Consider the following 24533-nt stretch of genomic DNA (forward strand, 5'->3'; position numbering starts at 1 on the left):
GTTGAACTCGGTGGTAAAGCGGAACGAGCCTTTGAGCGCGATCTCTTTGCCGATCAGCATCATCATTGGGAAGTCCGGCACCGCGCCGCCCATGCCGACCTGCACCATCACGCCTTTCGCGCGGGTCACTTCCAGACAGGTGGTGATTGAGGACGGATGGCCGGAGACTTCGAAGCTGACGTCGAAGTAGCCTTTCTCTTTTTTCCACTCATCGAGCGAGTCCTGCTGCGGGTTAATCAGCGTGTCGGCTCCCATTTGTTGCGCCAGAGAGAGCGAACGTGAACTGATATCCGCACAGACGATTTCTGCCGCGCCGAGCGTTTTTACCGCGCTGACGATGAGGCAGCCGATAGGCCCAACGCCGGAGATAAACACGCGCTTGCCCTGCAGGTCGCCCGCTTCATGCGCGGCGTGGATCGCGACCGCCAACGGTTCGGCAAAGGCCATGACTTTTTCATCGGCCTCTTGAGGGTAGGGGATGCACTGCGCAGTATCGACGGTTTTAAACTGAGTAAAGCCGCCGTCGACGTGGGGAAAATACATGGCGCTGCCAAAAAAACGCATTTCCGTACACTGGTTTTCTTCATGCTGCAGACAGTATTTGCAGTGACCGCAGGGCTTCGACGGATTAATCGCCACCGACTGACCTTCATGTAATTCTGTTGAATCGCTGTGCACTACTTTACCAATAACTTCATGGCCTAAAATCATCGGCGCTTTAACGGTAAAATTACCAACTTTGCCTTCCTGATAATAATGTAAATCGGAACCACAAATTCCCCCGCGGGTAATTTGTACCAGCGTTCCTTTATTATTCCATTCTATATTTTGGTCGGTAATGGCAACAGTTTTCTTACCCGCGACAACGCAGGATTGGGTTTTGACTTGCATAAATGCCTCACTGGTCAGGTAGTAACCTCGGCAGCATTTAAACGGTTTTAATTGTTATTATTTGTGACGCAGATCACGCTGAGAAATTGTTACACTACAATGTTACGCATAACGTGATGCGCCCTGTAAATCTGCTCAGTCGCGGCGAAAAAAGGTGAATTCTGCAATGTGGAAGGCGTAGTATCGCGCCATGGAATATGAATCTGGAGTTTTTTCAATGGCCGGGGAAAGTTATATTTTGATGGGCGTTTCGGGAAGCGGTAAATCTTTAATTGGCAGCAAAATTGCCGCAATGTTATCGGCTAAATTCATTGATGGCGACGATCTCCATCCTGCTAAAAATATTGATAAAATGTCTGACGGTATTCCATTAACCGATGAAGACCGACTGCCGTGGCTAGCGCGATTAAATGACGCCTCATACAGTTTATATAAAAAGAACGAGACCGGGTTTATTGTCTGCTCGTCATTAAAAAAACAGTACCGCGATATATTGCGTCAGGGCAGCCCGAATGTGCATTTTCTGTGGCTGGACGGCGACTACGAGACTATTCTGGCGCGCATGCAGCGTCGGGCAGGGCATTTTATGCCAGTGGGATTACTCAAAAGCCAGTTCGACGCGCTGGAGTGCCCGCAGGACGATGAGAAAGATATTGCCCGCATCGACGTGAACCATGACATTGAACATGTGACGGAACAGTGCCGCCAGGCGGTGCTCGCGTTTCGTAACGGGCAATAAGCCCAGCCCCTTGCGGGACTGAGCCCGGCATCAGAAGTCGGCTTTCAGCACCACGCGGTAGCGGGCCTTGCCGTCACGCACGTGCTGGATTGCTTCGTTAATTTGCGACATCGGGTACAGCTCGGTGGTAGGCGACACCTTGCTGCGCCCGGCAAACTTCATCAGCTTGCGCAGCTCGAATGGCGTCCCGGTCGCCGAACCGGAGATGCTGCGATCCCCAGCAATTAAGGTAAATGCCGGCACCGGCAGCGGCTTCAGCACCGCGCCGACGGTATGGAAGTTTCCGCCGTAGGCCAGCGCTTCAAAATAGGGCTGCCAGTCGAGATCGACGTTAACCGTGTTAATAATGAGATCGAACTGGCCCGCCAGCGCTTTTAGCGCATCCGGATCGCGGCTGTTGACCACCTTATCCGCCCCCATCGCCAGCACTTCCTGCTCTTTCGCCGGATTGGAGCTGAATGCGGTCACTTCGCAGCCCATCGCGTGTAACAGCTTAATGGCGATATGCCCCAGGCCGCCGATACCGATCACCCCGACGCGGCTGGTGGCGGTGATATGGTGCATCAGCAGCGGTTTGAACACGGTGATACCGCCGCACAGCAAGGGGCCAGCCGCCGCCAGATCAATGCTCTCCGGTAGCGGGATCACCCACTGCCAGTCGGCTCGCAGCTTCTCGGCAAAGCCGCCGCGATTGAGAATAGTAGGAACGGACCTTTCCAGGCAGTTAATCTGATTACCGCTGATACAGGCGTCACAATGTCCGCAGCTGCGCGCCGTCCAGCCAATACCGACGCGCTGACCAACCTTCAGACCCTTATCCTGCGCCGCGCTGCCGAGCGCTCCCACGCGACCAATCACTTCATGCCCGGCAACCAGCGGATACTGAGAGAATCCCCATTCGTTGTCGATCATCGACAAATCGGAATGGCAGATACCGCAGTAATCGACCTGGACTTCGACATCTTCCGGCTTGAGCTCGCCCGCATCATATTCATAGAGTTCGAGTTCGCTGCCTGCTTCTTTGGCGGCGTAGCTTTTTATCATCGACATCGTGTTTCCCTCAGTGTGGTGTTGAACTGGAAGTGTAGAGCATGGGGAAACGGGACGCTTCGCAGAAGGGGGGATTAGGGTGGTTGTTGCGGGAGATAAACTGTGATGGTGATTGCAGGCGTGTAAGGTAATGCTGAAATTTTCAACACTTAGCGCGCCAGACACACGCTGGCGCTTGCATGGTGGCGCACGACAGGTATAATCCACAACGTTTTCCGCATCCCTTCCGTGCCGGAGTGGCGAAATCGGTAGACGCAGTTGATTCAAAATCAACCGTAGAAATACGTGCCGGTTCGAGTCCGGCCTTCGGCACCATATAAAGCTTTTATTTTAAAGTTTACTAATTTCTAGTTTTGTCCATAAAAACGGAATGTGAGCATATCTTCTGCTTGGCTTAGTCTGTCAACGTCTTCTTTTCCGTCTATATATATACCAAATATACCAACGAATGGTATCGTCGGCTTCCGACAAATTTTTGAAACTGACGATTAGTAAGTTATGCATTTGCTGATTAACCCCAGTCGGTTGAAACAACACGGATAATCTAGATACATTTGAACCGTTGATAGATAAATTCAACTCATTTAAGTCTGTAACGATTTTTTTTTTCAATAAGAAATTGGAAATGAACTGATACAGGATAAAGCCTAGAAGTAGAACTCTAAGGTCAGGCGCAGGGGATTCTATCCGGTAGTTTTCTACAGTTGTGAAACTCATTTGTACCCAACGTTTTGGACTGATAAGCTCTGGGGAGCTCATCGATAATTAACGTGATCATGGCGGCCTTATAGGCTATCTCATCAAATAGCTCAAGATGTCTACGTGCTAGTGTTTCATGCAATACGATAGCTAACCTAAACATTTTTTGACGTGCTTTTAGCATGGTGGTGTGTATGTGTGAGCAAGCTACGCGGGCAGCATTTTCAACATCACTTTCTCATGCTTGCGATGTTCATTTTGTCACGGGTTCTAAGTTCCAGAACTTCGATTTCAGTATTCTGTAATTAACGCAGCGGATATGAACCGTATGAACTTGTACATTTGACATTAATGCGCTCAACTGTACTCAAAGAGGATATCTAGGCCAGTATTTGTCGGTATATCAAGAGCGTTGATGTAAACTTGTTAGAACCTTGTATTAATAAATCTGCATCTATTAAAAATTTCAGAGTTATATAATAAATAATACCCCAAGAGATTGACTCTGGGGCATGAATTTATAATTTTGTTAAAGTCTTATTTGTAAGTTAAATGGGCAACAAAAATTAACTCCAGTTAGATATCGTCCCTTGATACTCAACATTATTTTGTTTGATTAAGATAATATGAATTTGGTTACCTTTATCAATACCTACGATGATATTATCACCTTCACAAGCCTGTTCCATAACATAATTATCTCGAAAATAAAGACGAAATTCGCTTCTGTCAGGAGAATTCTCTCTAGCATCATACCAAGTGATAGCATCCTTGCAGAATGTATCCGTTCCTCTAATAGAGAATAGTGCTTCTTTGGTGAATCTAGTGATGCCAAATATCTGTTTTAGTTGAGAAACTCCGTTAAATTCATGTTGATTTGAGGCATCTCGATTGGCTTCAACTGCGGTTAAAGTTTTAATACATGATTGCTTAAGGTAAATCGGGGATGTGGCCATTATCAACCTCTTATTAATAAAAAATTATTTTAGGATGAATGATAAATTTAAAAATATTTGAATGAAATAATAAAAAGCAATTATATACTAAACTACTAAGTAGTCGAGTCAAGTTGGTAATGATGTATTTAGGAATATTGATGGTAACTATATGATAAACTTGAATTATATACCTTATGCAGATCAGGTTTCCAGTTACTTAAAATTATGACTTGGATCAATGTACGTATGTTTTTTAATCAAAAAAAAGGCGATATAAATAATATGAACTGTTGTTTTTTATTAATTTTATTTGATTGTTGAGCAGGGGAAATTATAATAAATACAGTAATTAAAAGATTTCTTTGGATTAACTTCAGTAGAGAGATGTATATAAATAAAATCCACCATGCTCTATAATATTCTTTTAGCTTAATTCAAATAGATTCTTTGTTATGTTACATAGGTTTGTTTTATAGTTAAACTATTAAATATGAAGAAGTCTTTCAGATAGATCTACAAGCTTTTTCCCAGACACATAGAATTCAACGAGCATCATTGGATTGAGGTATTCACATTTGATGGGGGGATACTGAATATCCTGTCGCTCTCTTGAGATTGGATTTTCAATATGTGCTGATTCTACGTTCCCAGATGTTCCTGGAAATATGAAATAGTTATAGATTGTAGCTTCTGGGTAGATATCTTTTAATGCCGAGGCGTAAAAAAACTGTTTGATGAGGTCCGGCCATCCAGGCAGGTTTGCTACACTATTTGCGCCATAGTATTTTGCATCAATAATGGCGAATACATTTTCATCAAAACTCCTTAATACAGTGTCAGTACGACCTCCTTTTTGGAGTGCAATTTTGAATTCACCATCAATTCTATAACTAGGCTTAGCCAACCTACGATTGATATCAAATTTCCAAAGCATACAGGAATCAATCATATGTTCCCACATTGCGTGAAATTTATTTATACCAATAACAATATTATTTTTCGAAGATTTATTCTTATTTGATAAATACATTGATAAATCTTTTATGAGTTTTAGATCTTTATCTGCATAGATTAATCCCATTTCTTTTTCTAATGTTTGTAATTTTGTTTTGATATCTCCAGTGGGTTGGGGTATATCGACAAGTTCAGAGGGGATAGTTGAAGTTGTGTCGAAGAAAATCCACCCAACGAGATCATTTAACTCACGAATGACTTCGGCGTGAATACGAGATACTTCATCATTATAATGGGTAGTTCTTTTTCTACCAAGAGTATCCAAATATATAAAAGAGTTTGAAGCAGGATAATTTTGAATTCTAAGAATAGTTCGCTTCCAATCTGTTTTTCCTATGTTTTTTTTGATAGATGATTCCCTTCTTATATAAATACCATTCTTGATATAGTCATCGAGGAGTGTAAATGCTAAACTGATTAATGAATCCCCTACAACGTTTTCAGAGGTGCCATCTGAAAATGAGGTACGATTCCTATCTAAGGTATATTTATAGATTGCGCGGATAAGAGATGCGCCGAGTTTTAGTGGTTCCTTATCTCTTATAGTCCCGCTATTTCTTGGTAAAAATATATCGACTCTGTTTTTTTGTAATACAATGCCACAAAAATCTAGTCTGTCTTGATCCTTGTAAATTAGTTTTTCTGAATCTAATATTTTACGGACATGTTTAGGTAAACTATTAACTATACACTTATCCTCATTTAGAACTATATCCATTATTATTCGACCTCTTTTGGTTGAATAGCGCCAACAGATATAAGAGCTTCCTCTAGGCTACTTTCGAAAACAGATTTACCCTCCGAGAATGCGGTAACCAGTTGCCCGAAACTTACGATGCTAATACCTCCAACTTCTGTTGCGAAGATACTAGACCTTTTACCGTGCCGTAAAATATCATCCCATAGATAGACGAAGAGTTTGTAACGAAGTGAATCATTTGCAGAGCTTGAATCGCTAAGGTCTCCCAATGATAAAAAGCGATGACCAAGCAGACGATCTTCGGGGATACCCAACACTGTTAGCCTTTCATTGATTATTTTTGAAAAATCACTCCATTCGACCTGATAAATATCGCCCTGTAAAGGAAGGTAAAGTACCCCTGGGGTAGCTTTTGAATAGTCAATCGGGATATATCGAATAGCCCAGCGACGTTTAAATGCAGTATCTAAGAAATTAACTCCTTGATCGCTGCTATTCATAGTTGCCAAGATAGTTAAATTTACAGGTAACGATAATTTATCAATGCTTTGTGTAAGATGATTATTTATGTAATCTAACATATCTGGGTCGATATCTATTTCATAGTTACAGTCTGGGTCGAGCAACTGAAATAAATCGCCGAATACTGCTGCCGCAGGTGCTCTATTGATTTCCTCAATAATTAAAAAAACTCTCTGATTTGGATTGTTTTTCGCTTGGATAAATGCGTTTGTGAAAGCTCCTGGACGGAATTCATAACTTATAGTTTGTGATGAACCATTACTTCTCATCCTTGGCTTTAAGCTTCCGACTAAATCACTATACTGTGTGTCAGGGTGGAATACTGTACGGAATTTTTGCGATTCAGCAGTCAACTGTTCAATTGAATAACTTTTCCCAGTGCCAGGAGCACCAAGATAAATAGTATTCTTTATTCTTTTAGATATTACGCTAGATGTGATGGTTGTACTTGTTAATGGCCTAAATGTGAATATAGTACAATCAGATATTACTTGTTCAAGATAATCTATTGTGGTGAGGATATCTTGTTCACTGAACGATGTTCTTTCATCAAGCTCTTGTGGAATTTTGTTAGTAGCAATATGTATAAATCTGGATACAACATTAAAAAAAAGTTTGGATTGTTCTTGTGCCGCAACTTTGGCTCGAGGATGGGTAAAAACATTTAGGCCTAGCACTCGAACCATTTTTTCAAAATATTTCCATTCAGTACATTGAATGTGGCCTATAGGGGAAATACTGTCAAATGTCTGTTGATCTGCGTTTAGATCATTTCTTATTGGAGTTGATTTTTGTACAGTATAATTTATAAATTGCTTAGCTTTATCGCTAGATTGGATGTCTTTCAGAGACTGAAGGATGCATTGGAAAGAGATGTCATGTACTTTCCCTGATGTATTACTCACTTCAAAAAAAGAGCCAGTTCCAAGGAAATTTACATTAAAAACTGAGCTAGCATTCCACTGAACATTTTTGTCATACAATTGCTGCAATTGAGACTGTGACATAGCCATCCTCCATTAGCTGTATTGATTGATCATTTGTACAGTGTTACGATTACCAGGACAAAAACCGGATAAAAATGACCTATCATGAACAATCAGAATAAAGCGCATCATATCAAAGAACTGAGAAAAAGATTAGGGCTCGGACGCACAGAGTTCGCCAACCTACTAGGGCTTGGTTCTGCTGGCGAAAGGACTGTCCGTGGTTGGGAAGAAGGAGAACATACCCCTTCATCCGCGAAATGGCAGGCTATTCTTGCAGTTGAAAAGCAAATGACGGAATACTTACATAATGCCCCTTTCCGGCAACAACCAGCATGTGAATCAAAATTCACATTTATTGATCTGTTTGCTGGTATCGGTGGGATTCGACTACCTTACCAGCGGTTGGGGGGACAGTGCGTCTTTTCTTCTGAATGGGATAAGTTCTCGCAGAAGACATACCTGACTAACTTCGGTGAGATGCCGCATGGAGACATCACTAAGATTAAAGCAACGGATATTCCTGATCACGATATCCTCCTTGGTGGTTTCCCATGCCAAGCATTTTCCCAAGCAGGACTTAAAAAAGGATTTAGTGATACTCGCGGGACTATGTTCTTCGAGATTCAACGAATTCTTGCAACTAAACGTCCAAAATCATTTATGCTCGAAAATGTTAAACAACTCCAAGGTCATGACAAAGGCCGAACGCTAAAGACAATTCTGGATATTCTCAGAGGACAAAGCGCCCATTCAATACCTGATGATATTCCAATCAGCGAAGATGCTAGGACTGCATTGTCGGAGAAGCTCAATTATTGGGTTGATTATAAAGTACTTCGTGCTGGCGATTTCGGTGCACCACAAAATCGTGAGCGTATATTTATTGTCGGCTTTGATAAGGATTATTTTGATGGAGTTGATTTTGATAATATCTTTAATTGGCCAAAACCTCCAATGACACCAACAAAAGTTGGTGATATTTTAGAGGATTTGAGCAATATTTCTGAGTTTGATGATAGATATACTATATCTGACAAACTATGGAACGGTCATCAGAAACGAAAACTAGAGCATGAAAAGAAAGGAAATGGTTTCGGTTATTCGCTTTTTAATGAAAATAGTGAATACACTAATACAATAAGTGCCCGTTACTATAAAGATGGTTCGGAAATATTAATTGATCAGTCTCATCTTAATAAAAATCCGAGAAAGCTAACTCCTCGTGAGTGTGCTAGGCTCCAAGGGTTTCCTGATAATTATATTGTTGATGCTGTATCACAAGGTCAGATTTATAAACAATTTGGCAATTCGGTATGTATTAATGTAATTGATGCTGTTGCGAAAGAACTGGTCAGCACAATATCTGAAGCAGAAAAAGTTAGAGTTAGTAATATAAAAATGAAAAAAACTGTTGGTTAAGTATGTAGAGGAATGAAAACACCTTGCTGTTTATGCGTAAAAATTAATTGTAAGGTGTTTTACGAATCAATTAGTTGAGAAGGTATGTACTGAAAAATATAAAATTCAAATTTTATAGATAAAAGGATTTCAACGTGGCACTGTACTGCATCTCTGATAAAAACCTTACTGCATTAACAAAAACGACATTTACTATTGAAGGCTTGCAAGAACGTTACGACTTGCAGGAGGCTATTAAGAAAACTATCGATATTGTCGCACCAGACTGTCTCGTTATATCGGAAGAGTTTTCAGACTGGGAAGACAGTCGACGAAGAATAGACCTATTAGCCATTGATAAACAAGCTAATTTAGTTGTCATTGAACTAAAACGTGATGAAGCCGGCGCACATATGGAATTGCAAGCATTAAGATATGCCGCGATGATTTCTACAATGAGTTTTGCGAAAGCATGTGAGTATTATCAAGCTTATCTGCAAAAGCACGACTTAGATATAGATTCTAAAGCAAAGATACTTGATTTTGTTGAATTGGAAGATACTGAACTTGTGGATTTTGGCAAAGATATCAGAATTATTCTGGCTTCAGCCGATTTTAGTAAAGAATTGACGACAACAGCTATCTGGTTGAGAGATAAGGGAGTAGATATTCGTTGTGTCCGCTTGACGCCATATAACTTCAACGGTGAAGTTTTAATCAATGCGGAGCAGATAATCCCTGTTCCGGAGCTTGAAGAGTATCAGGTGAAGTTCAGAGAAAAGCGCGTAGAGCAAATCGCAAGTAGCCAGAAATCAGATCGAGATTACTCTGAATATAAGTATAAGGGACTGGTTTTCAATAAAAGAAAACTTGCTCTTGAGCTCTTTACCGACTGGATCGCGAAGCATAACCCAAGCGATTTTAGTGAGCTGAAATCAAAATTAAGTGAAATATTAAAAAGCAGAACAATAGCATTAGCAGATCATATCCCTGAAGGGCGCAAGAACAGGTTTCATATGAATGATGATGCGATGATTGAGTTACCATCAGGCGAGCTTGTGGCCATTTCAAACCAATGGGGACTTGGAAATATTGAGCGTTTAGTTGATTTTGTTCGTCGTGACGGATTCAATATTGAAAAACTAGAGTAGTTGCTGAATATGGACAGCCAAAAAAAGGTCCTCGGGTACCATTTTCCTGAATCTCGCAGTCGAGGTATAAACGCCCTCTACACTAGCTGCCAATTTGTATACAGGAAAACGATTGCTATTTATTGCCGCAGGTCAATTCCCTTTTTGCTCGCGATCGCACATAATACGCCCCCGGTTTGCACACTGGGAATCCAGGAGAGTTCATGTACTACCCCTTCGTTCGTAAAGCCCTTTTTCAGCTCGATCCAGAGCGCGCCCATGAATTGACATTCCAGCAATTACGTCGCATTACCGGCACGCCGCTCGAAGCGCTTGTCCGCCAGAAAGTACCCGCAAAACCGGTTACCTGTATGGGGCTGACGTTTAAAAATCCACTCGGGCTTGCTGCCGGACTGGATAAAGACGGGGAGTGCATTGACGCACTCGGCGCGATGGGATTTGGCTCCATTGAGATTGGTACCGTGACGCCGCGGCCTCAGCCGGGTAACGATAAACCGCGTCTGTTCCGTCTGGTCGATGCGGAAGGTTTGATCAACCGCATGGGGTTTAATAACCTGGGGGTTGATAACCTGGTTGAGAACGTTAAAAAATCGCATTTTGACGGTATTCTGGGGATTAATATTGGTAAGAATAAAGATACTCCGGTAGAGAAAGGCAAAGATGACTATCTGATTTGTATGGAAAAAGTCTATGCTTACGCCGGTTATATCGCGATTAATATCTCTTCACCAAATACGCCGGGATTACGTACACTGCAATACGGCGAGGCGCTGGACGATCTCCTGACGGCAATTAAAAATAAGCAAAATGATCTGCAAGCGATCCACCATAAATATGTTCCGGTGGCGGTAAAGATCGCGCCGGATCTTTCTCTGGAGGAACTGATCCAGGTTGCTGACAGTTTAGTTCGTCATAATATTGATGGCGTAATTGCAACTAACACTACTCTCGATCGTTCTCTCGTTCAGGGAATGAAAAATTGCGATCAAATGGGGGGCCTGAGCGGTCGACCATTGCAATTAAAAAGTACAGAAATTATTCGCCAGCTGTCTCAGGAATTAAAAGGTCAACTGCCGATTATTGGTGTTGGCGGTATCGACTCGGTGATTGCCGCGTGTGAGAAAATAGCTGCCGGTGCAACCCTCGTTCAGATTTATTCAGGCTTTATTTTTAAAGGCCCGCCGTTGATTAAAGAAATCGTCGCCAATATCTGAATGCTACCTTAATCACAATCCAGGGCCTTATTTATGGCCCTGGTTCATTTAAATTCCCTTGCTGTTATCGGGTTTTACCTTGAAGCGGTATTAGTAGCTGCCAGATCTCACGCTTTCAACGCTTTCCCCGCAATTACCCCGATAAACTCCAGCACCTGCTTTTGCTTACGCACGGAGAGCTTTTCCACGGCGCGCAGGGATTTCATCAGTTCTGACTCTTCGGGTTCGGCAGCGCGGGCGGTAAGCACGATGCAGCCTTCCATTACCCGCACATCAACGTTGGTACCGGTGTTGAATCCGGCGGCTTTCAGCCACAGGCCCTTCATCACGATAGACGGAAACTGAACGTACTTCACCGGAATACGGCTGTAATCAGGATAACGGCTCGCATAACCCACCTTCAGGCGACGGTTATCTGCGGCGTGCACTTCTGGATCAAACGAAACTGCAATACAATGCGTATCAGTCATGGTGACTATTCTCCGATAATAGTTACTGCGATCAGCGATGCATTGGTGCGCCAACACCTTTGCATCGCGCTAATAAAACCCCTGTAAATGACGCCAGTATCCTGGGCGAAGTCCAGATGTAAATAAGATGAAATAAGCGCGAATAGCACGCTTTCGGAATAAATAGAAATCCTCTCTATCCCAATAAATCCGGTATTATTCACCGTATAAATTCATTCTCATTCAATCCACCAAATACCTGCCATTTCCAGAAAACAACGCCTGTCAGGCATCTGGCCAAAAATGCGATCTCACTCACTGAAGCAAATAGTAAACTCTGAAACCACAGCGTTTTGTACACTTTGCTTTACACTTTTAGTGATGTAAATCGCAAATATAAGCCCGTGAAGTGATCCGACTCTCACAAAATGGGGTGTACTCATTCACGAATACATTATGCGCACAGCCTGGAAAGTTAAGTTTTCAGTATTTCCCCCCTCTGTGGGCGCACTACCGCGAATGGCAAATCAATACGCAAAAAAAAACTTGTTGAATATGAACGGGTAAAAAAATGACGTGTGATTTACATCACTCACATTTACAGCTTTTTAAATTATTGCCAGTGATTAATGTTGACCGGACTATTTCCATAATCAATTAAATCTTGCATAGTGCCTCCACATTATTTCTCCCCCTGGCTCAGGAGGTGAATAGTTATATTTCATCAGACTTTATTGATGAACCAGGTATGATTTACTTCACATTAATACGTACATGACCACTGTTACTGGAGAAACAAAATGAATTATCCGGCAGAACCCTTCCGTATTAAAAGCGTTGAAACTGTATCTATGATCCCGCGTGATGAGCGCCTTAAGAAAATGCAGGAAGCGGGTTACAATACTTTCCTGTTAAATTCGAAAGATATTTATATTGACCTGCTGACCGACAGCGGCACTAACGCAATGAGCGACAAGCAGTGGGCCGGAATGATGATGGGTGATGAAGCGTACGCGGGCAGCGAAAACTTCTATCATCTGGAAAGAACCGTGCAGGAACTGTTCGGCTTTAAACATATTGTTCCTACTCACCAGGGCCGCGGCGCAGAAAACCTGTTATCACAACTGGCTATTAAACCAGGGCAATATGTTGCCGGGAATATGTATTTCACCACCACCCGTTATCACCAGGAAAAAAATGGTGCGGTGTTTGTCGATATCGTTCGTGACGAAGCGCACGATGCCGGTCTGAATATTGCGTTTAAAGGTGATATCGATCTTAAAAAATTACAAAAGCTGATTGATGAAAAAGGCGCAGAGAATATTGCGTATATCTGCCTGGCGGTGACGGTTAACCTCGCGGGTGGGCAGCCGGTCTCCATGGCGAACATGCGTGCGGTGCGTGAACTGACAGAAGCGCACGGCATTAAAGTGTTCTACGACGCTACCCGCTGCGTAGAAAACGCCTACTTTATCAAAGAGCAAGAGCAGGGCTTTGAGAACAAGAGCATCGCCGAGATCGTGCATGAGATGTTCAGCTACGCCGACGGTTGTACCATGAGTGGTAAAAAAGACTGTCTGGTGAACATCGGCGGCTTCCTGTGCATGAACGATGACGAAATGTTCTCTTCTGCCAAAGAGTTAGTCGTGGTCTACGAAGGGATGCCATCTTACGGCGGCCTGGCCGGACGTGATATGGAAGCCATGGCGATTGGCCTGCGCGAAGCCATGCAATACGAATATATTGAGCACCGCGTGAAGCAGGTTCGCTATCTGGGCGACAAACTGAAAGCCGCTGGCGTACCGATTGTTGAACCGGTAGGCGGTCACGCGGTATTCCTCGATGCGCGTCGCTTCTGCGAGCATCTGACGCAAGATGAGTTCCCGGCACAAAGTCTGGCGGCGAGCATTTATGTGGAAACCGGCGTGCGCAGTATGGAGCGCGGAATTATCTCTGCGGGCCGTAATAACGTGACCGGGGAACACCACAGACCGAAACTGGAAACCGTGCGTCTGACTATTCCACGTCGTGTTTATACCTACGCACATATGGATGTTGTGGCTGACGGTATTATTAAACTTTACCAGCACAAAGAAGATATTCGCGGGCTGAAGTTTATTTACGAGCCGAAGCAGTTGCGTTTCTTTACTGCACGCTTTGATTACATCTAAAAAATAGTTATGGCCCCATCACGTGATGGGGCTTTTTTGTATTCCTTTTCCATGAACAGGAAGCCTTTGCGGTGCCCGTTACCGTGACATAACTAAAAAAAGTAAACCCTGACTCCGACATTTTTATTATCCGCATGATGTACAAATGACAGCTGTAATTATAACGAATAGTCTACAGGAACATTTATCATGGATATTAATGCCATTGAGCGACAGAGTAGTACCCCCGGACTGATTAGCGGAACCATGTTGGTTATCGCGACCGTAGTGGGTGGTGGGATGTTTTCCCTGCCGATTGCGATGGCCGGCGTATGGTTTCCCGGTGCGTCTGTTATTCTTCTGTTTATCGCCATCATGATGTTATTAACCGGTCTGATGCTGGTTGAAGTCAATCTGCATTATGGCGCCGGTGCCAGTTTTAATACCTTTACTCAGGATTTATTAGGCCGGAAGTGGAATATCGTGGTGGGTATCGCTTTCGGCTTTGTGCTGTATATTCTGACCTATGCCTATATCTCCGGTTCGTCGGCGGTGATGGCACAAACTGTGTTCAAATACAGCGGCGTGCGCTTTCCGGCGAATATCTCGGTGGTGATCGTCAGTATGCTGGTAGGGGCGATTGCCTGGTATAGCTCCCTACTGGTTGGACGCATCACTACCGTGCTGATTATCGGTAAGTTTGTGGCGTTCTTTGCCACGTTCTCCGGGCTGATTGGCCATATCGAAGTGGCAAAACTCATCGACAGCGTGGCGGTTGCGCTGCCCAATTCGCAGTATCTGCCGTATATCCTGATGACGCTGCCGTTCTGCATCATCTCGTTTGGTTTTCACGGTAACGTGCCGAGCCTGGTCAAACTGTATGGCACAAGCGGAGTCTCGAATATTACGCGTTCGATTATCATCGGTACGCTGTTTGCTCTGCTGCTGTATATTTTCTGGCTGGGCGTGACGATGGGTAACATCAGCCGTTCCTCATTCCCGCCGATTATCGCCAAAGGCGGCAATATCGATGTGTTTGTCGAGGCCATCAGCGGGCTGTTCACCAGCCGTTATATGGATCTGATCCTGACTTTCTTCGGCAACTTCGCGGTAGCCAGTTCCCTGCTGGCGGCAACGCTTGGTCTGTTCGATTACATCGCCGACCTGTTTCACTTCCCGGATGACGGCATGGGCCGCCTGAAAACTGCGCTGGTGACCTACTTCCCCCCGGCTGCCGTGTGCTTCTTCTTCCCGAATGGTTTTGTGCACGCGATTGGTTACGCCGGTCTGGCCTTTACCATCTGGAGCGTGATCCTGCCGCCGTTCCTGGTGAAAGCCGCGCGGAAACGTTTCCCAACCGCCAGTTATACCGCGCCCTGTAATAACACCGTGCTTAACCTGGTGATTGTCTGCGGAGCGGTTGTCTATCTGACGGTTGTTCTGGACGTATTTGGTCTGCTGCCAACGTTTCGTTAGACGGAGTCAAAATGAAAAACGTGTTGTCTGTTCAGTCGTCGGTTGTTTATGGCTATGCCGGAAATAAAGCCGCTGTGTTGCCGATGCAGCTCTCGGGGATCGATGTCTGGCCGTTTTACACCGTACAGTTTTCCAACCACACCCAATATGGGATGTGGCAGGGCATGGCGATGCCGCACGGCGAGCTGAGCGCGATCATCAGCGGGCTGGATGACCTGCAAAAGCTGGCGCAATGCGATGCCGTATTGTCCGGGTATCTTGGAGATAAACGCCATTGTGAAGAGGTGAAGCACGCGGTCATCACCATTCGTCAGCGTAATCCGCAGGCGCTCTATTTTTGCGATCCGGTAATGGGCGACCCGCAAAAAGGCTGCATTGTCGTGCAGGGAGTGGAGTCATTTTTTGTCGATGACGCCATTCAACTGGCCGACATGATGGGACCGAATCTCTATGAGCTGGGCGTGCTGACGGGCAGACAACTGCGTAGTTTTGAAGAGGTGGTGGAAGCGGCGCGGCAACTGGTGTCGTGGGGCGTAAAGAAGGTGCTGGTGAAGCATCTCGGCGACTGTTCGCGGGACAAACAGGCGTTTGAAATGCTGCTGGTGACGCCGGAACAGACGTTACACATTGCCCGGCCGCTGTATACCTTTGCCAAAATGCCGGTGGGCGTTGGGGATCTGATTTGCAGCGTGATGCTGGCCTCACTGCTCAATGGTTACGAGGACAAGCAGGCACTGGAGCGGACCACCAGTGTTGTTGACGCGGTAATGCGGCTGACGAAAGAGCATGATTCGTATGAACTGCGGCTGATAGACGCGCGCCACCAGATTATGGACCCACAGGTTCGCTATCAGGCAACGGTGATCTGACGCCGCAAGGGGGCTCTGTGTTTCTGACATTGCTGAGGTTTCAGCATCCGCTGGTCTACCGTTTTGCATGGCTTCGTTTGTGGGTCAGGATGTTAAGGGCGTGCAGGCTGCGTAAGTGAAAGGAGACGTGCTTTACTCTGCGGTCGCTGCCGGATGCGGCGCTTGCGCCTTATCCGGCCTACAAAAGAGCGTTAAACGTAGGCCTGATAAGCGAAGCGCCATCTGGCGTTACACGCGGAAGTAGCGTGGTGGGATCAACGCGGAAAAGGCGTCGAACTTCTTCACCATCTTTTTCCAGAACAACATAACAACAACCCTCGATTTGAAACATCGGCGCTATTGTAGTCAGCGCCGACAAATCGTAAAGCCAGTGACGTCGTTCCGATTCCGGGTCGGTGTAAACCTTTTAGTTCACCATTGCGTCAAATACGATTGCCGCGAATTTGACGGGGTTGACAATGGCTTACGCCATAAACCAGTAATAAAAGAGACCGACTTTCAGGCCGAGGATCACTATGTAGGCACAGCAGTATTTCATGGTGCCAGACATAATCTGGTTGGCCTGACCGTCCATTTTTGTGGCTGAAACCGCAATGGCGATACTCTGCGGCGAAATCATTTTCCCTCCCGTTGCGCCAGAGGTGTTGGCCGCCGCCAGCCAGTTGGGGTCGATATGCAGTTTGCTGGCGGCAATAGTTTGCAGTTTGCCGAACAGAATATTCGAGTTGGTATCGCTGCCGGTAACAAACGTGCCCAGTGCGCCAATCACCGGGGCGAGAAAGACGTATGAGCTGCCGGTCAGATCGACAATCGACTGGGCCAGCGTGGAGATAATCCCGCTGAGATCCATCACCGTGGCCAGCGCGACGATCGCCATAATTGCGACGATAGAGTTTTTAAGCTGGAAAATGGTTTTGATAAACACTTCCAGCATCCCGCGCGCGGACGCCCCCTGAATAAAGCCGCCGATAATAGTCGCAAAGATGATCAGCATCCCCGGCGTGGTTACCCATTCAACCTTCAGCGCCAGCGTTTTGCCGTCGGCAAGCGTGAAATGCAGCACCGAGGCCAGTTGTGAGGCTGCGCCTTTTATCGTCGGGAACAGCGGCGAACACAGCAGGATAAAGACAAAAATAAACAGATAGATAGAACCCACGCGGAACAACACTTTTGCCGAACGCGGCGTGGTTTCGCGGTTATGGCTGACTTCAATTCGCCACTCGGGATCGGTTTTCCCTTTGCGCAGGCGGCTAACCATCGCCACGGCAAACAGACTGACCAGGCTACCGGCAAAGGCGGGTAATTCAGCGCCGAGATGAATAGCGACAAAATACTGCGGAACCAGCGTGGTAATACCGCAAATCAGCGTGATTAAAAATACGCCGCGAATGGCTCTCAGACCGCCGCCAATAATGCAGATAATCACAAATGGCAGCAGGATATTAAACAGCGCAAGCTGCAGAATAATGGTTCCGCCTAAGGTATAAACCGGCAGGTTAACCTGTTCCGCCAGAATTGAAACCGGGATCCCGACCGCACCGAATGCGGTGGGAACGGTATTTGCCACCAGAGAGGCTATTGCCGCCTTCAGCGGGTTGAAACCCAGTGCGATAAGAATACCGATCGGAATAGCGACTGCTGTACCATAACCCGCCGCGGCTTCAAGAAATCCACCAAAGCACCATGAAATCAGCAGCACCTGAATACGCTTATCTTCGCTAATGCTGGCGAGAATATCGCGCAGAATATCCAGCGCTTTGGTCGCCTGCATAACGTTATAACTGAAGATGGCGCCGAGGATCACAATCACAATCGGCCATAATCCCTTCAGTGCGCCATAGCCTATCGCGGCTTTTAGATTCTGTACGGGCATCTCCCAGAACACAGCCGACAGCGCCGCGGTGAATACTAAAGAGATCAGCACGGAATAATGGATAGGCATTTTCAATTTCAATATTAAAAATACCATCAGTAGTAACGGAGAGAGTGCCAGGGCAAACATAAAGTATTCGTTCATTGCTATTCCTGATTGGTTTATTAAACCTGATTTATATTTATGGCGGGAAGGCTATATTGCCGTGTAAATAAAAGATGCAAACTGAATCGCTTCAGTGAATAAAGTAATTATGATTAATGGTTTTGTAACTATTGTAATCTTTTAATTAAAGTTCAATGCCAGGTAAATATACTTAAGAGCAGGCTGAGTACCTATAAATAGTTATTTAATAACCTTTTTATTAATGGTAGTGACAGGAATAGTCAGCACCTGAAACTATTTTTAAGCTGTTCATAACGCGGTGGTTTTCAATATAAAAATGTGAGCGAGGCCGAAATAAATAAACCAGGGTATTGCATGTACGAGTTGATTGGAGGATTATTTGATTTTGTCATACAAATGAAAATACAGGCATTTAGGATGGTCCTGATATAAGAAGCGGAAATCGACCATCTCAGGAGCATGATCCAACAAACACCATGAACCCAGACATCGGCAAAACCAGCAAACAGAAGACTGGGCGTGATATAGCGATATCAAGCGCAATAAACAGAAATGAAGCAATGGAGTAATTATTGTGAATGTAAATTTCTTTGTTACCTGTATTGGTGACGCCCTGAAATCACGGATGGCACGAGACTCCGTATTGCTGCTGGAAAAACTGGGCTGTCACGTTAATTTCCCCGAGAAGCAAGGGTGTTGCGGTCAACCAGCCATCAACAGCGGTTACATCAAAGAGGCGATCCCCGGGATGAAAAACCTGATCGCCGCCCTGGAAGACAACGACGATCCAATTATCTCCCCGGCAGGCTCCTGCACCTACGCGGTAAAAAGCTACCCGACGTATCTGGCGGATGAGCCTGAATGGGCGCTGCGCGCCGAGAAGGTTGCCGGACGTATGCAGGATCTCACCTCTTTTATCGTCAACAAACTGGGTGTGGTGGATGTCGGCGCCAGCCTGCAGGGCCGCGCGGTATATCATCCTTCCTGCAGCCTGACCCGCAAGCTGGGAGTGAAGGAAGAGCCGCTGACGCTGCTGAAAAACGTGCGCGGGCTGGAGCTGATGACGTTTGCCGATCAGGATACCTGCTGCGGCTTTGGCGGGACGTTCTCGGTCAAGATGGCCGAGATCTCCGGTGAGATGGTGAAAGAAAAAGTCTTACATCTGATGGATGCGAAGCCGGAGTTTTTGATTGGCGCTGACGTCAGCTGCCTGCTGAATATTGGCGGCCGACTGCAACGTGAAGGCCAGCCGGTCAAAGTGATGCATATTGCTGAAGTGCTGATGAGCCGCTGAGGGGAAAGAGATGTCGATAAAAACCAGCGATGTAGAGTTTAAACTGCGCATTCGTCAGCAGATCGAAGATCCGATCATGCGCAAAGCCGTGGCCAACGCGCAGGAGCGTATTGGTGCGAATCGGCAGAAAATGGTTGATGAGCTAGGTCACTGGGAAGACTGGCGCGATCGTGCCAGCCAGATCCGCGATCATGTTCTGAGCAACCTCGACGCTTACTTGTATCAACTCTCCGAGAAAGTGACGCAAAACGGCGGCCACGTTTATTTCGCAAAGACCAAAGAAGACGCTACCCGCTACATTTTGCAGGTCGCGCAAAGTAAAAATGCGAAGAAGGTGGTGAAGTCCAAGTCGATGGTGACCGAAGAGATCGGCGTCAACCATGTGCTGCAGGATGCCGGAATTCAGGTGATCGAAACCGATCTCGGCGAATATATCCTGCAGTTGGATCAGGATCCGCCTTCGCACGTCGTGGTCCCGGCTATTCATAAAGATCGCTACCAGATCCGCCGCGTGCTGCATGAGCGTCTGGGGTATGACGGCCCGGAAACGCCAGAGGCGATGACCTTATTCATTCGCCAGAAGATCCGCGAGGATTTCCTCAGTGCCGAAATCGGTATTACCGGCTGTAACTTTGCTGTGGCGGAAACCGGCTCTGTTTGCCTGGTGACCAACGAAGGCAACGCGCGCATGTGCACTACGCTGCCGAAAACGCACATTGCGGTGATGGGCATGGAGCGTATCGCGCCGACCTTTGCCGATGTGGATGTGCTGATCACCATGCTGGCGCGCAGCGCCGTGGGCGCGCGTCTGACGGGCTACAACACCTGGCTGACCGGCCCACGCGAGGCGGATAACGTCGACGGCCCGGAAGAGTTCCACCTGGTTATTGTCGATAACGGGCGCTCGCAAGTGCTGGGTTCAGAGTTTCGCGATGTGCTGCGCTGCATCCGCTGCGGGGCTTGTATGAACACCTGCCCGGCGTACCGCCACATTGGCGGACACGGTTACGGTTCTATCTATCCCGGCCCTATCGGCGCGGTGATCTCTCCGCTGCTCGGCGGCTATAAAGATTTTAAAGATCTGCCATACGCCTGTTCATTATGCACGGCCTGTGACAGCGTTTGTCCGGTCAAGATTCCGCTGTCAAAACTGATCCTGCGGCATCGTCGGGTGATGGCCGAGGAGGGCATTACCCCGAAAGCCGAGCGGCGAGCGATAAAAATGTTCGCATATGCCAATAGCCATCCGGGGCTGTGGAAAGTCGGGATGATGGCGGGCGCACATGCGGCGAGCTGGTTTATCAACGGTGGCAAAACCCCGCTCAAGGTTGGCGCGATTGGTGACTGGATGGAGGCGCGCGATCTGCCTGATGCCGACGGCGAGAGCTTCCGCAGCTGGTTTAAGAAACATCAGGCGCAGGAGAAAAAGAATGGATAACCGTACCGCGTTTTTAGACACCATTGCCCAGGCGCTGGGTCGCCCGCTGCGCTTCGAACCGCAAGCGGATGCCGCACCGGTTAACAACTATGCTAACGAGCGCCTGACCGAACTTAGCCCGCAGCAGCGCTGCGATGCGTTTGTCCAGTTTGCCAGTGAAGTGATGCTGGCCCGCTGTGAGCTGACTCGCGAAGACCAGGCCGCAGACGCGGCGTTCCGTCTGTGCGAAGAATTGGGTCAGCAGCCAGTGGTCATCAGCGGCGACAGCCGGCTGGCGGCGCTGGGCATTACCGAACGCTTGCAACAGGAATGTAACGCCGTGGTCTGGGATCCGGCGCGTGGCAGCGAAAATATTACCCAGGCCGAAAAGGCGAAAGTGGGCGTGGTGTATGCTGAGTATGGCCTGACCGAGTCCGGCGGCGTGGTGCTGTTTTCCGCACCAGAGCGTGGGCGTTCAATTAGCCTGCTGCCGGAGTCCTCAATTTTCGTGCTACGCAAAAGCGCTATCCTGCCGCGCGTGGCGCAACTGGCAGAAAAACTGCATCAGAAGGCGCAGGCCGGCGAGCGTATGCCATCGTGCATTAACATCATCAGTGGACCCAGTTCGACGGCGGATATTGAGCTTATCAAGGTGGTTGGGGTGCATGGCCCGGTGAAGGCGGTGTATCTGATTATTGAGGATTGTTGAGGCAGGATGGAAAACCGCTCTGGCGCTGCGGGCCAGAGCGGTATCGACGTTATGCAATCATGCTGATGATCAATACGATAATCAGGCCAACCACGGAGTTCACCAGCTCCAGCAGACCCCAGGTTTTCAGCGTATCCTTCACCGACAGGTCAAAGTAGCCTTTGAACAGCCAGAACGAGGCATCGTTGATATGGGTCAGGGTGTTGGAGCCTGCTGCCGTTGCCAGCACCAGTAACGCCGGATCGACGCCAACCAGTTGACCGGTTGCCGGGTCGAGGATGGCGGCGCTGATAATCCCTGCCGCCGTCATGGCTGAGACTACGCCTTGTCCGGTTGCCAGACGAATCAGCACGGTTATCAACCACGCCATGATGTACGGAGAGATATTGCCGTGCGACATCAGCATGCCGATGGTATCGCCAATGCCGGTATCAATAATGGTCTGCTTCAGTACGCCGCCAGCGCCGATAATCAGGATCACCATGGCGATGCTTTTCACCGCGTTTTCAAAGGCATTCATCACCCACTGCATGTCGTGACCACGCGCGGTACCAAACAGCACGAAGGCGACAACCATAGCGATAAACATTGCAATCGGTGATGAGCCTAAGAAGTTGACCACTTCCCACGCCTGCGTCCCTTTCACCAGCCAGATGTTGGCGATGGTGGTGGAGATCATGATAATTGCCGGGATCAGCGGCACCAGAATAGACACGCCGAAGGAGGGCAGATTGTTCTGGTCAACCGGTACGTCGGCTTTCATGAATGACGGCGTTGGGCGATCGAGGTTGCCGAGGAACTTCGGCAGGATAAGCCCGGCGCAGATCACGCTCGGAATGGTCACCAGAATACCGTAGATGTAGACCATGCCCATGTCCGCGCCGTAGGCGTTAACCAGCGCAACCGGGCCCGGCTGTGGTGGGAACAGCGAGTGAGCGGTGGTGGCGGCGGCAACGGCGGGGATCGCCAGCTTGAGGAACGGGATCTTCGCCTCTGCGGCAATGACGATCACCAGCGGCGCCAGCATAATAAATGCCACTTCATAGAACATCGCCAGGCCGAAGATCAGACCAATAATGATCACCGACAGCTGCACGTAGCGCAGGCCGAGGCGCGCCAGCAGCGTATGGGCAATCTGATGCGCCGCCCCGGAATCAACCATCAGCTTACCGATGACCGCCCCGAATACCACGATAATCGCCAGTTCACCCAGCGTGCTGCCAAAACCGGATTTCATGGTGTGCAGCAGCTCCATTAAATCCATACCCGCCAGCATACCGACCGAGAGCGCCGCCAGCAGCAGGGCGACCATCGAGTTTATTTTGAATCTTAGATTGAGCACCAGCATCAGACCGATGCCGAATACGACCCACAGAATATTGAGAACGTGCATATAACGTCTACCTTTATTGGTTGAACTATTATGATTTTGGTTGAGATGTTACATATATTGGTTAACCATTGATGCGATGAATGTCACATTGCGTTACATGTTTACATTCTTACTGGGCTGCATGGCCGTAAAATGGCGGTATCATCAGCATGAATTGTGATTTGGTTAACCAATTTTGAGCTTAAGGTTGACATGTCATACCAAAAGGAGGAATTTATGTGCCATATCGTCGAGTCCATAACGTAACGAGGAATGAAACATGGAACAGACATGGCGCTGGTATGGTCCTAACGATCCGGTCACCTTAGCGGATGTACGTCAGGCGGGTGCCACAGGCGTTGTCACCGCTTTGCACCATATCCCGAACGGGGAAGTGTGGACAGTTGATGAGATCCTAAAACGCAAAGCCATTATTGAGCAGGCGGGCCTGGTCTGGTCGGTCGTCGAAAGCGTACCGATCCACGAAGACATTAAAACCCGTTCCGGTAACTATCTGCAGTGGATCGCCAACTACCAGCAAAGCCTGCGTAACCTGGCTCAGTGCGGCATTCGCACAGTGTGCTACAACTTCATGCCGGTTCTCGACTGGACCCGTACCGACCTGGAATACGTCCTGCCGGATGGCTCCAAAGCGCTGCGTTTTGACCAGATTGAATTTGCCGCCTTTGAGCTGCATATCCTCCAGCGTCCGGGCGCGGAAGCGGATTACACCGCCGAAGAGATTGCTCAGGCAAATGAACGCTTCGCCACCATGAGCGATGAAGACAAAGCGCGTCTGACCCGCAACATCATCGCCGGTCTGCCGGGTGCGGAAGAAGGCTACACGCTCGACCAGTTCCGCCAACATCTGGCGCGCTATAAAGATATCGATAAAGCCGCGCTGCGTGAGAATTTCGCCGTCTTCCTGAAGGCGATTATTCCAGTGGCGGAAGAAGCTGGCGTACGCATGGCGGTACACCCGGACGATCCGCCGCGCCCGATCCTTGGCCTGCCGCGCATTGTTTCCACCGTGGAAGATATGCAGTGGATGGTCGATACGGTCAACAGCATGGCGAACGGTTTCACCATGTGCACCGGCTCCTATGGCGTGCGGGCGGACAACGATCTGGTCGACATGATCAAACAGTTTGGCCCACGCATTTACTTCACCCATCTGCGCTCCACGCTGCGTGAAGATAACCCGAAAACCTTCCATGAGGCGGCGCATCTGAATGGCGATGTCGACATGTACGAAGTGGTGAAAGCGATCGTTGAAGAAGAACAACGCCGTAAAGCCGAGGGCAAAGAGGATCTGATCCCCATGCGTCCGGACCATGGCCACCAGATGCTGGACGATCTGAAAAAGAAAACCAACCCAGGCTACTCCGCGATTGGTCGCCTGAAAGGGCTGGCGGAAGTGCGCGGCGTTGAGATGGCTATCCAGCGCGCTTTCTTCAGCCGCTAAAGTGAGTTGCCGGCCACCAGTCTGGCCG

Annotated in this window: 19 protein-coding genes and 1 tRNA gene; 12 read left to right on the forward strand and 8 right to left on the reverse strand. The window is 47.5% G+C overall.

The genetic code is table 11. The annotated features are described in order from the left end of the window. Window positions 1–891: L-idonate 5-dehydrogenase (idnD, locus tag FDX03_RS07610; protein WP_249357013.1), on the reverse strand; the 891-nt coding region annotated here is incomplete at its 3' end. Window positions 892–1108: 217 nt separating this feature from the next. On the opposite strand from idnD, the gene idnK reads away from it, so the two are divergent. Then, window positions 1109–1630, forward strand: coding sequence for a gluconokinase (idnK, locus tag FDX03_RS07615; RefSeq protein ID WP_048212820.1), 522 nt, complete (start codon window positions 1109–1111; stop codon window positions 1628–1630). 30 nt (window positions 1631–1660) lie between these two features. Here idnK and FDX03_RS07620 read toward each other — a convergent pair whose 3' ends face one another. Continuing rightward, window positions 1661–2680, reverse strand: a complete 1020-nt coding sequence (locus FDX03_RS07620; protein ID WP_137345731.1) for an NAD(P)-dependent alcohol dehydrogenase — start codon at window positions 2678–2680, stop codon at window positions 1661–1663. Between the two features lie 230 nt (window positions 2681–2910). On the opposite strand from FDX03_RS07620, the gene FDX03_RS07625 reads away from it, so the two are divergent. Next, window positions 2911–2995 (forward strand) — tRNA-Leu (locus FDX03_RS07625). A gap of 950 nt (window positions 2996–3945) precedes the next feature. Here FDX03_RS07625 and FDX03_RS07630 read toward each other — a convergent pair. From FDX03_RS07630 to FDX03_RS07640, 3 genes are all read right to left on the reverse strand, one after another. Further along, window positions 3946–4335 (reverse strand): hypothetical protein, encoded by a 390-nt coding sequence (locus FDX03_RS07630; RefSeq protein ID WP_080625784.1) that lies wholly within the window; start codon window positions 4333–4335, stop codon window positions 3946–3948. Window positions 4336–4801: 466 nt separating this feature from the next. Further along, window positions 4802–6049 carry an LlaJI family restriction endonuclease gene (locus tag FDX03_RS07635; protein WP_137345732.1) on the reverse strand — a complete coding sequence of 416 codons (1248 nt, stop codon included), beginning with the start codon at window positions 6047–6049 and terminating at the stop codon, window positions 4802–4804. A 2-nt stretch (window positions 6050–6051) separates the two neighbouring features. Beyond that, window positions 6052–7560, reverse strand: a complete 1509-nt coding sequence (locus FDX03_RS07640; RefSeq protein ID WP_249357014.1) for an AAA family ATPase — start codon at window positions 7558–7560, stop codon at window positions 6052–6054. Between the two features lie 84 nt (window positions 7561–7644). Between FDX03_RS07640 and dcm the strand changes: the two genes are divergently transcribed. From dcm to pyrD, 3 genes are all read left to right on the forward strand, one after another. Continuing rightward, window positions 7645–8961 (forward strand): DNA (cytosine-5-)-methyltransferase, encoded by a 1317-nt coding sequence (gene dcm, locus FDX03_RS07645; protein ID WP_137345733.1) that lies wholly within the window; start codon window positions 7645–7647, stop codon window positions 8959–8961. Window positions 8962–9095: 134 nt separating this feature from the next. Then, complete coding sequence (locus FDX03_RS07650) at window positions 9096–10091, forward strand: hypothetical protein (protein WP_080625780.1); 996 nt, start codon at window positions 9096–9098, stop codon at window positions 10089–10091. A gap of 203 nt (window positions 10092–10294) precedes the next feature. Next, window positions 10295–11305 (forward strand): quinone-dependent dihydroorotate dehydrogenase, encoded by a 1011-nt coding sequence (gene pyrD / locus FDX03_RS07655; protein ID WP_137345734.1) that lies wholly within the window; start codon window positions 10295–10297, stop codon window positions 11303–11305. 107 nt (window positions 11306–11412) lie between these two features. Here pyrD and symE read toward each other — a convergent pair whose 3' ends face one another. Beyond that, the gene (gene symE / locus FDX03_RS07660) at window positions 11413–11775 is read right to left on the reverse strand and encodes an endoribonuclease SymE (RefSeq protein ID WP_137345735.1); all 363 of its coding nucleotides are present in this window, start codon (window positions 11773–11775) and stop codon (window positions 11413–11415) included. 779 nt (window positions 11776–12554) lie between these two features. Here symE and FDX03_RS07665 point away from each other — a divergent pair. From FDX03_RS07665 to pdxY, 3 genes are all read left to right on the forward strand, one after another. Beyond that, window positions 12555–13925 carry a tyrosine phenol-lyase gene (locus tag FDX03_RS07665; RefSeq protein WP_003837154.1) on the forward strand — a complete coding sequence of 457 codons (1371 nt, stop codon included), beginning with the start codon at window positions 12555–12557 and terminating at the stop codon, window positions 13923–13925. A gap of 189 nt (window positions 13926–14114) precedes the next feature. Continuing rightward, window positions 14115–15380: an aromatic amino acid transporter gene (locus FDX03_RS07670; RefSeq protein ID WP_003837156.1), complete on the forward strand. Its 1266-nt coding sequence runs from the start codon at window positions 14115–14117 to the stop codon at window positions 15378–15380. A gap of 11 nt (window positions 15381–15391) precedes the next feature. After that, the gene (gene pdxY, locus FDX03_RS07675) at window positions 15392–16249 is read left to right on the forward strand and encodes a pyridoxal kinase PdxY (protein ID WP_137345736.1); all 858 of its coding nucleotides are present in this window, start codon (window positions 15392–15394) and stop codon (window positions 16247–16249) included. A gap of 463 nt (window positions 16250–16712) precedes the next feature. Here the strand turns inward: pdxY and FDX03_RS07680 are convergent, their stop codons facing one another. Then, window positions 16713–18266 (reverse strand): L-lactate permease, encoded by a 1554-nt coding sequence (locus tag FDX03_RS07680; protein WP_137345737.1) that lies wholly within the window; start codon window positions 18264–18266, stop codon window positions 16713–16715. 556 nt (window positions 18267–18822) lie between these two features. On the opposite strand from FDX03_RS07680, the gene FDX03_RS07685 reads away from it, so the two are divergent. The 3 genes from FDX03_RS07685 to FDX03_RS07695 are packed head-to-tail and all read left to right on the forward strand — an operon-like array spanning window position 18823 to window position 21668. Then, window positions 18823–19542 carry a (Fe-S)-binding protein gene (locus FDX03_RS07685; RefSeq protein ID WP_005134137.1) on the forward strand — a complete coding sequence of 240 codons (720 nt, stop codon included), beginning with the start codon at window positions 18823–18825 and terminating at the stop codon, window positions 19540–19542. A gap of 10 nt (window positions 19543–19552) precedes the next feature. Next, window positions 19553–20980, forward strand: coding sequence for a LutB/LldF family L-lactate oxidation iron-sulfur protein (locus tag FDX03_RS07690; protein WP_061067150.1), 1428 nt, complete (start codon window positions 19553–19555; stop codon window positions 20978–20980). Next, window positions 20973–21668 (forward strand): lactate utilization protein C, encoded by a 696-nt coding sequence (locus tag FDX03_RS07695; protein WP_137345738.1) that lies wholly within the window; start codon window positions 20973–20975, stop codon window positions 21666–21668. The genes FDX03_RS07690 and FDX03_RS07695 overlap by 8 nt, the downstream gene beginning before the upstream one ends. Before the next feature lie 49 nt (window positions 21669–21717). Here FDX03_RS07695 and gntP read toward each other — a convergent pair whose 3' ends face one another. Further along, window positions 21718–23061 (reverse strand): gluconate permease GntP, encoded by a 1344-nt coding sequence (gntP, locus tag FDX03_RS07700; protein WP_003033260.1) that lies wholly within the window; start codon window positions 23059–23061, stop codon window positions 21718–21720. A gap of 259 nt (window positions 23062–23320) precedes the next feature. Here gntP and uxuA point away from each other — a divergent pair, with 259 nt between their 5' ends. Next, window positions 23321–24505, forward strand: a complete 1185-nt coding sequence (uxuA, locus tag FDX03_RS07705; RefSeq protein ID WP_003837169.1) for a mannonate dehydratase — start codon at window positions 23321–23323, stop codon at window positions 24503–24505. Window positions 24506–24533 lie beyond the last annotated feature (28 nt).

Origin of the sequence: Citrobacter sp. wls827 (assembly GCF_005280875.1) — a bacterium.
Lineage (GTDB): Bacteria > Pseudomonadota > Gammaproteobacteria > Enterobacterales > Enterobacteriaceae > Citrobacter > Citrobacter youngae.

Bases quoted from the DNA above. Each gene is read 5' to 3' on its own strand.
- FDX03_RS07665 (WP_003837154.1), top strand. From the start codon at position 12,555: ATGAATTATCCGGCAGAACCCTTCCGTATTAAAAGCGTTGAAACTGTA.
- FDX03_RS07630 (WP_080625784.1), bottom strand. From the start codon at position 4,335: ATGGCCACATCCCCGATTTACCTTAAGCAATCATGTATTAAAACTTTA.
- FDX03_RS07620 (WP_137345731.1), bottom strand. From the start codon at position 2,680: ATGTCGATGATAAAAAGCTACGCCGCCAAAGAAGCAGGCAGCGAACTC.
- FDX03_RS07690 (WP_061067150.1), top strand. From the start codon at position 19,553: ATGTCGATAAAAACCAGCGATGTAGAGTTTAAACTGCGCATTCGTCAG.
- pdxY (WP_137345736.1), top strand. From the start codon at position 15,392: ATGAAAAACGTGTTGTCTGTTCAGTCGTCGGTTGTTTATGGCTATGCC.
- uxuA (WP_003837169.1), top strand. From the start codon at position 23,321: ATGGAACAGACATGGCGCTGGTATGGTCCTAACGATCCGGTCACCTTA.
- idnK (WP_048212820.1), top strand. From the start codon at position 1,109: ATGGCCGGGGAAAGTTATATTTTGATGGGCGTTTCGGGAAGCGGTAAA.
- FDX03_RS07635 (WP_137345732.1), bottom strand. From the start codon at position 6,049: ATGGATATAGTTCTAAATGAGGATAAGTGTATAGTTAATAGTTTACCT.
- FDX03_RS07695 (WP_137345738.1), top strand. From the start codon at position 20,973: ATGGATAACCGTACCGCGTTTTTAGACACCATTGCCCAGGCGCTGGGT.
- pyrD (WP_137345734.1), top strand. From the start codon at position 10,295: ATGTACTACCCCTTCGTTCGTAAAGCCCTTTTTCAGCTCGATCCAGAG.
- FDX03_RS07640 (WP_249357014.1), bottom strand. From the start codon at position 7,560: ATGTCACAGTCTCAATTGCAGCAATTGTATGACAAAAATGTTCAGTGG.
- gntP (WP_003033260.1), bottom strand. From the start codon at position 23,061: ATGCACGTTCTCAATATTCTGTGGGTCGTATTCGGCATCGGTCTGATG.
- FDX03_RS07680 (WP_137345737.1), bottom strand. From the start codon at position 18,266: ATGAACGAATACTTTATGTTTGCCCTGGCACTCTCTCCGTTACTACTG.
- symE (WP_137345735.1), bottom strand. From the start codon at position 11,775: ATGACTGATACGCATTGTATTGCAGTTTCGTTTGATCCAGAAGTGCAC.
- dcm (WP_137345733.1), top strand. From the start codon at position 7,645: ATGAACAATCAGAATAAAGCGCATCATATCAAAGAACTGAGAAAAAGA.
- FDX03_RS07670 (WP_003837156.1), top strand. From the start codon at position 14,115: ATGGATATTAATGCCATTGAGCGACAGAGTAGTACCCCCGGACTGATT.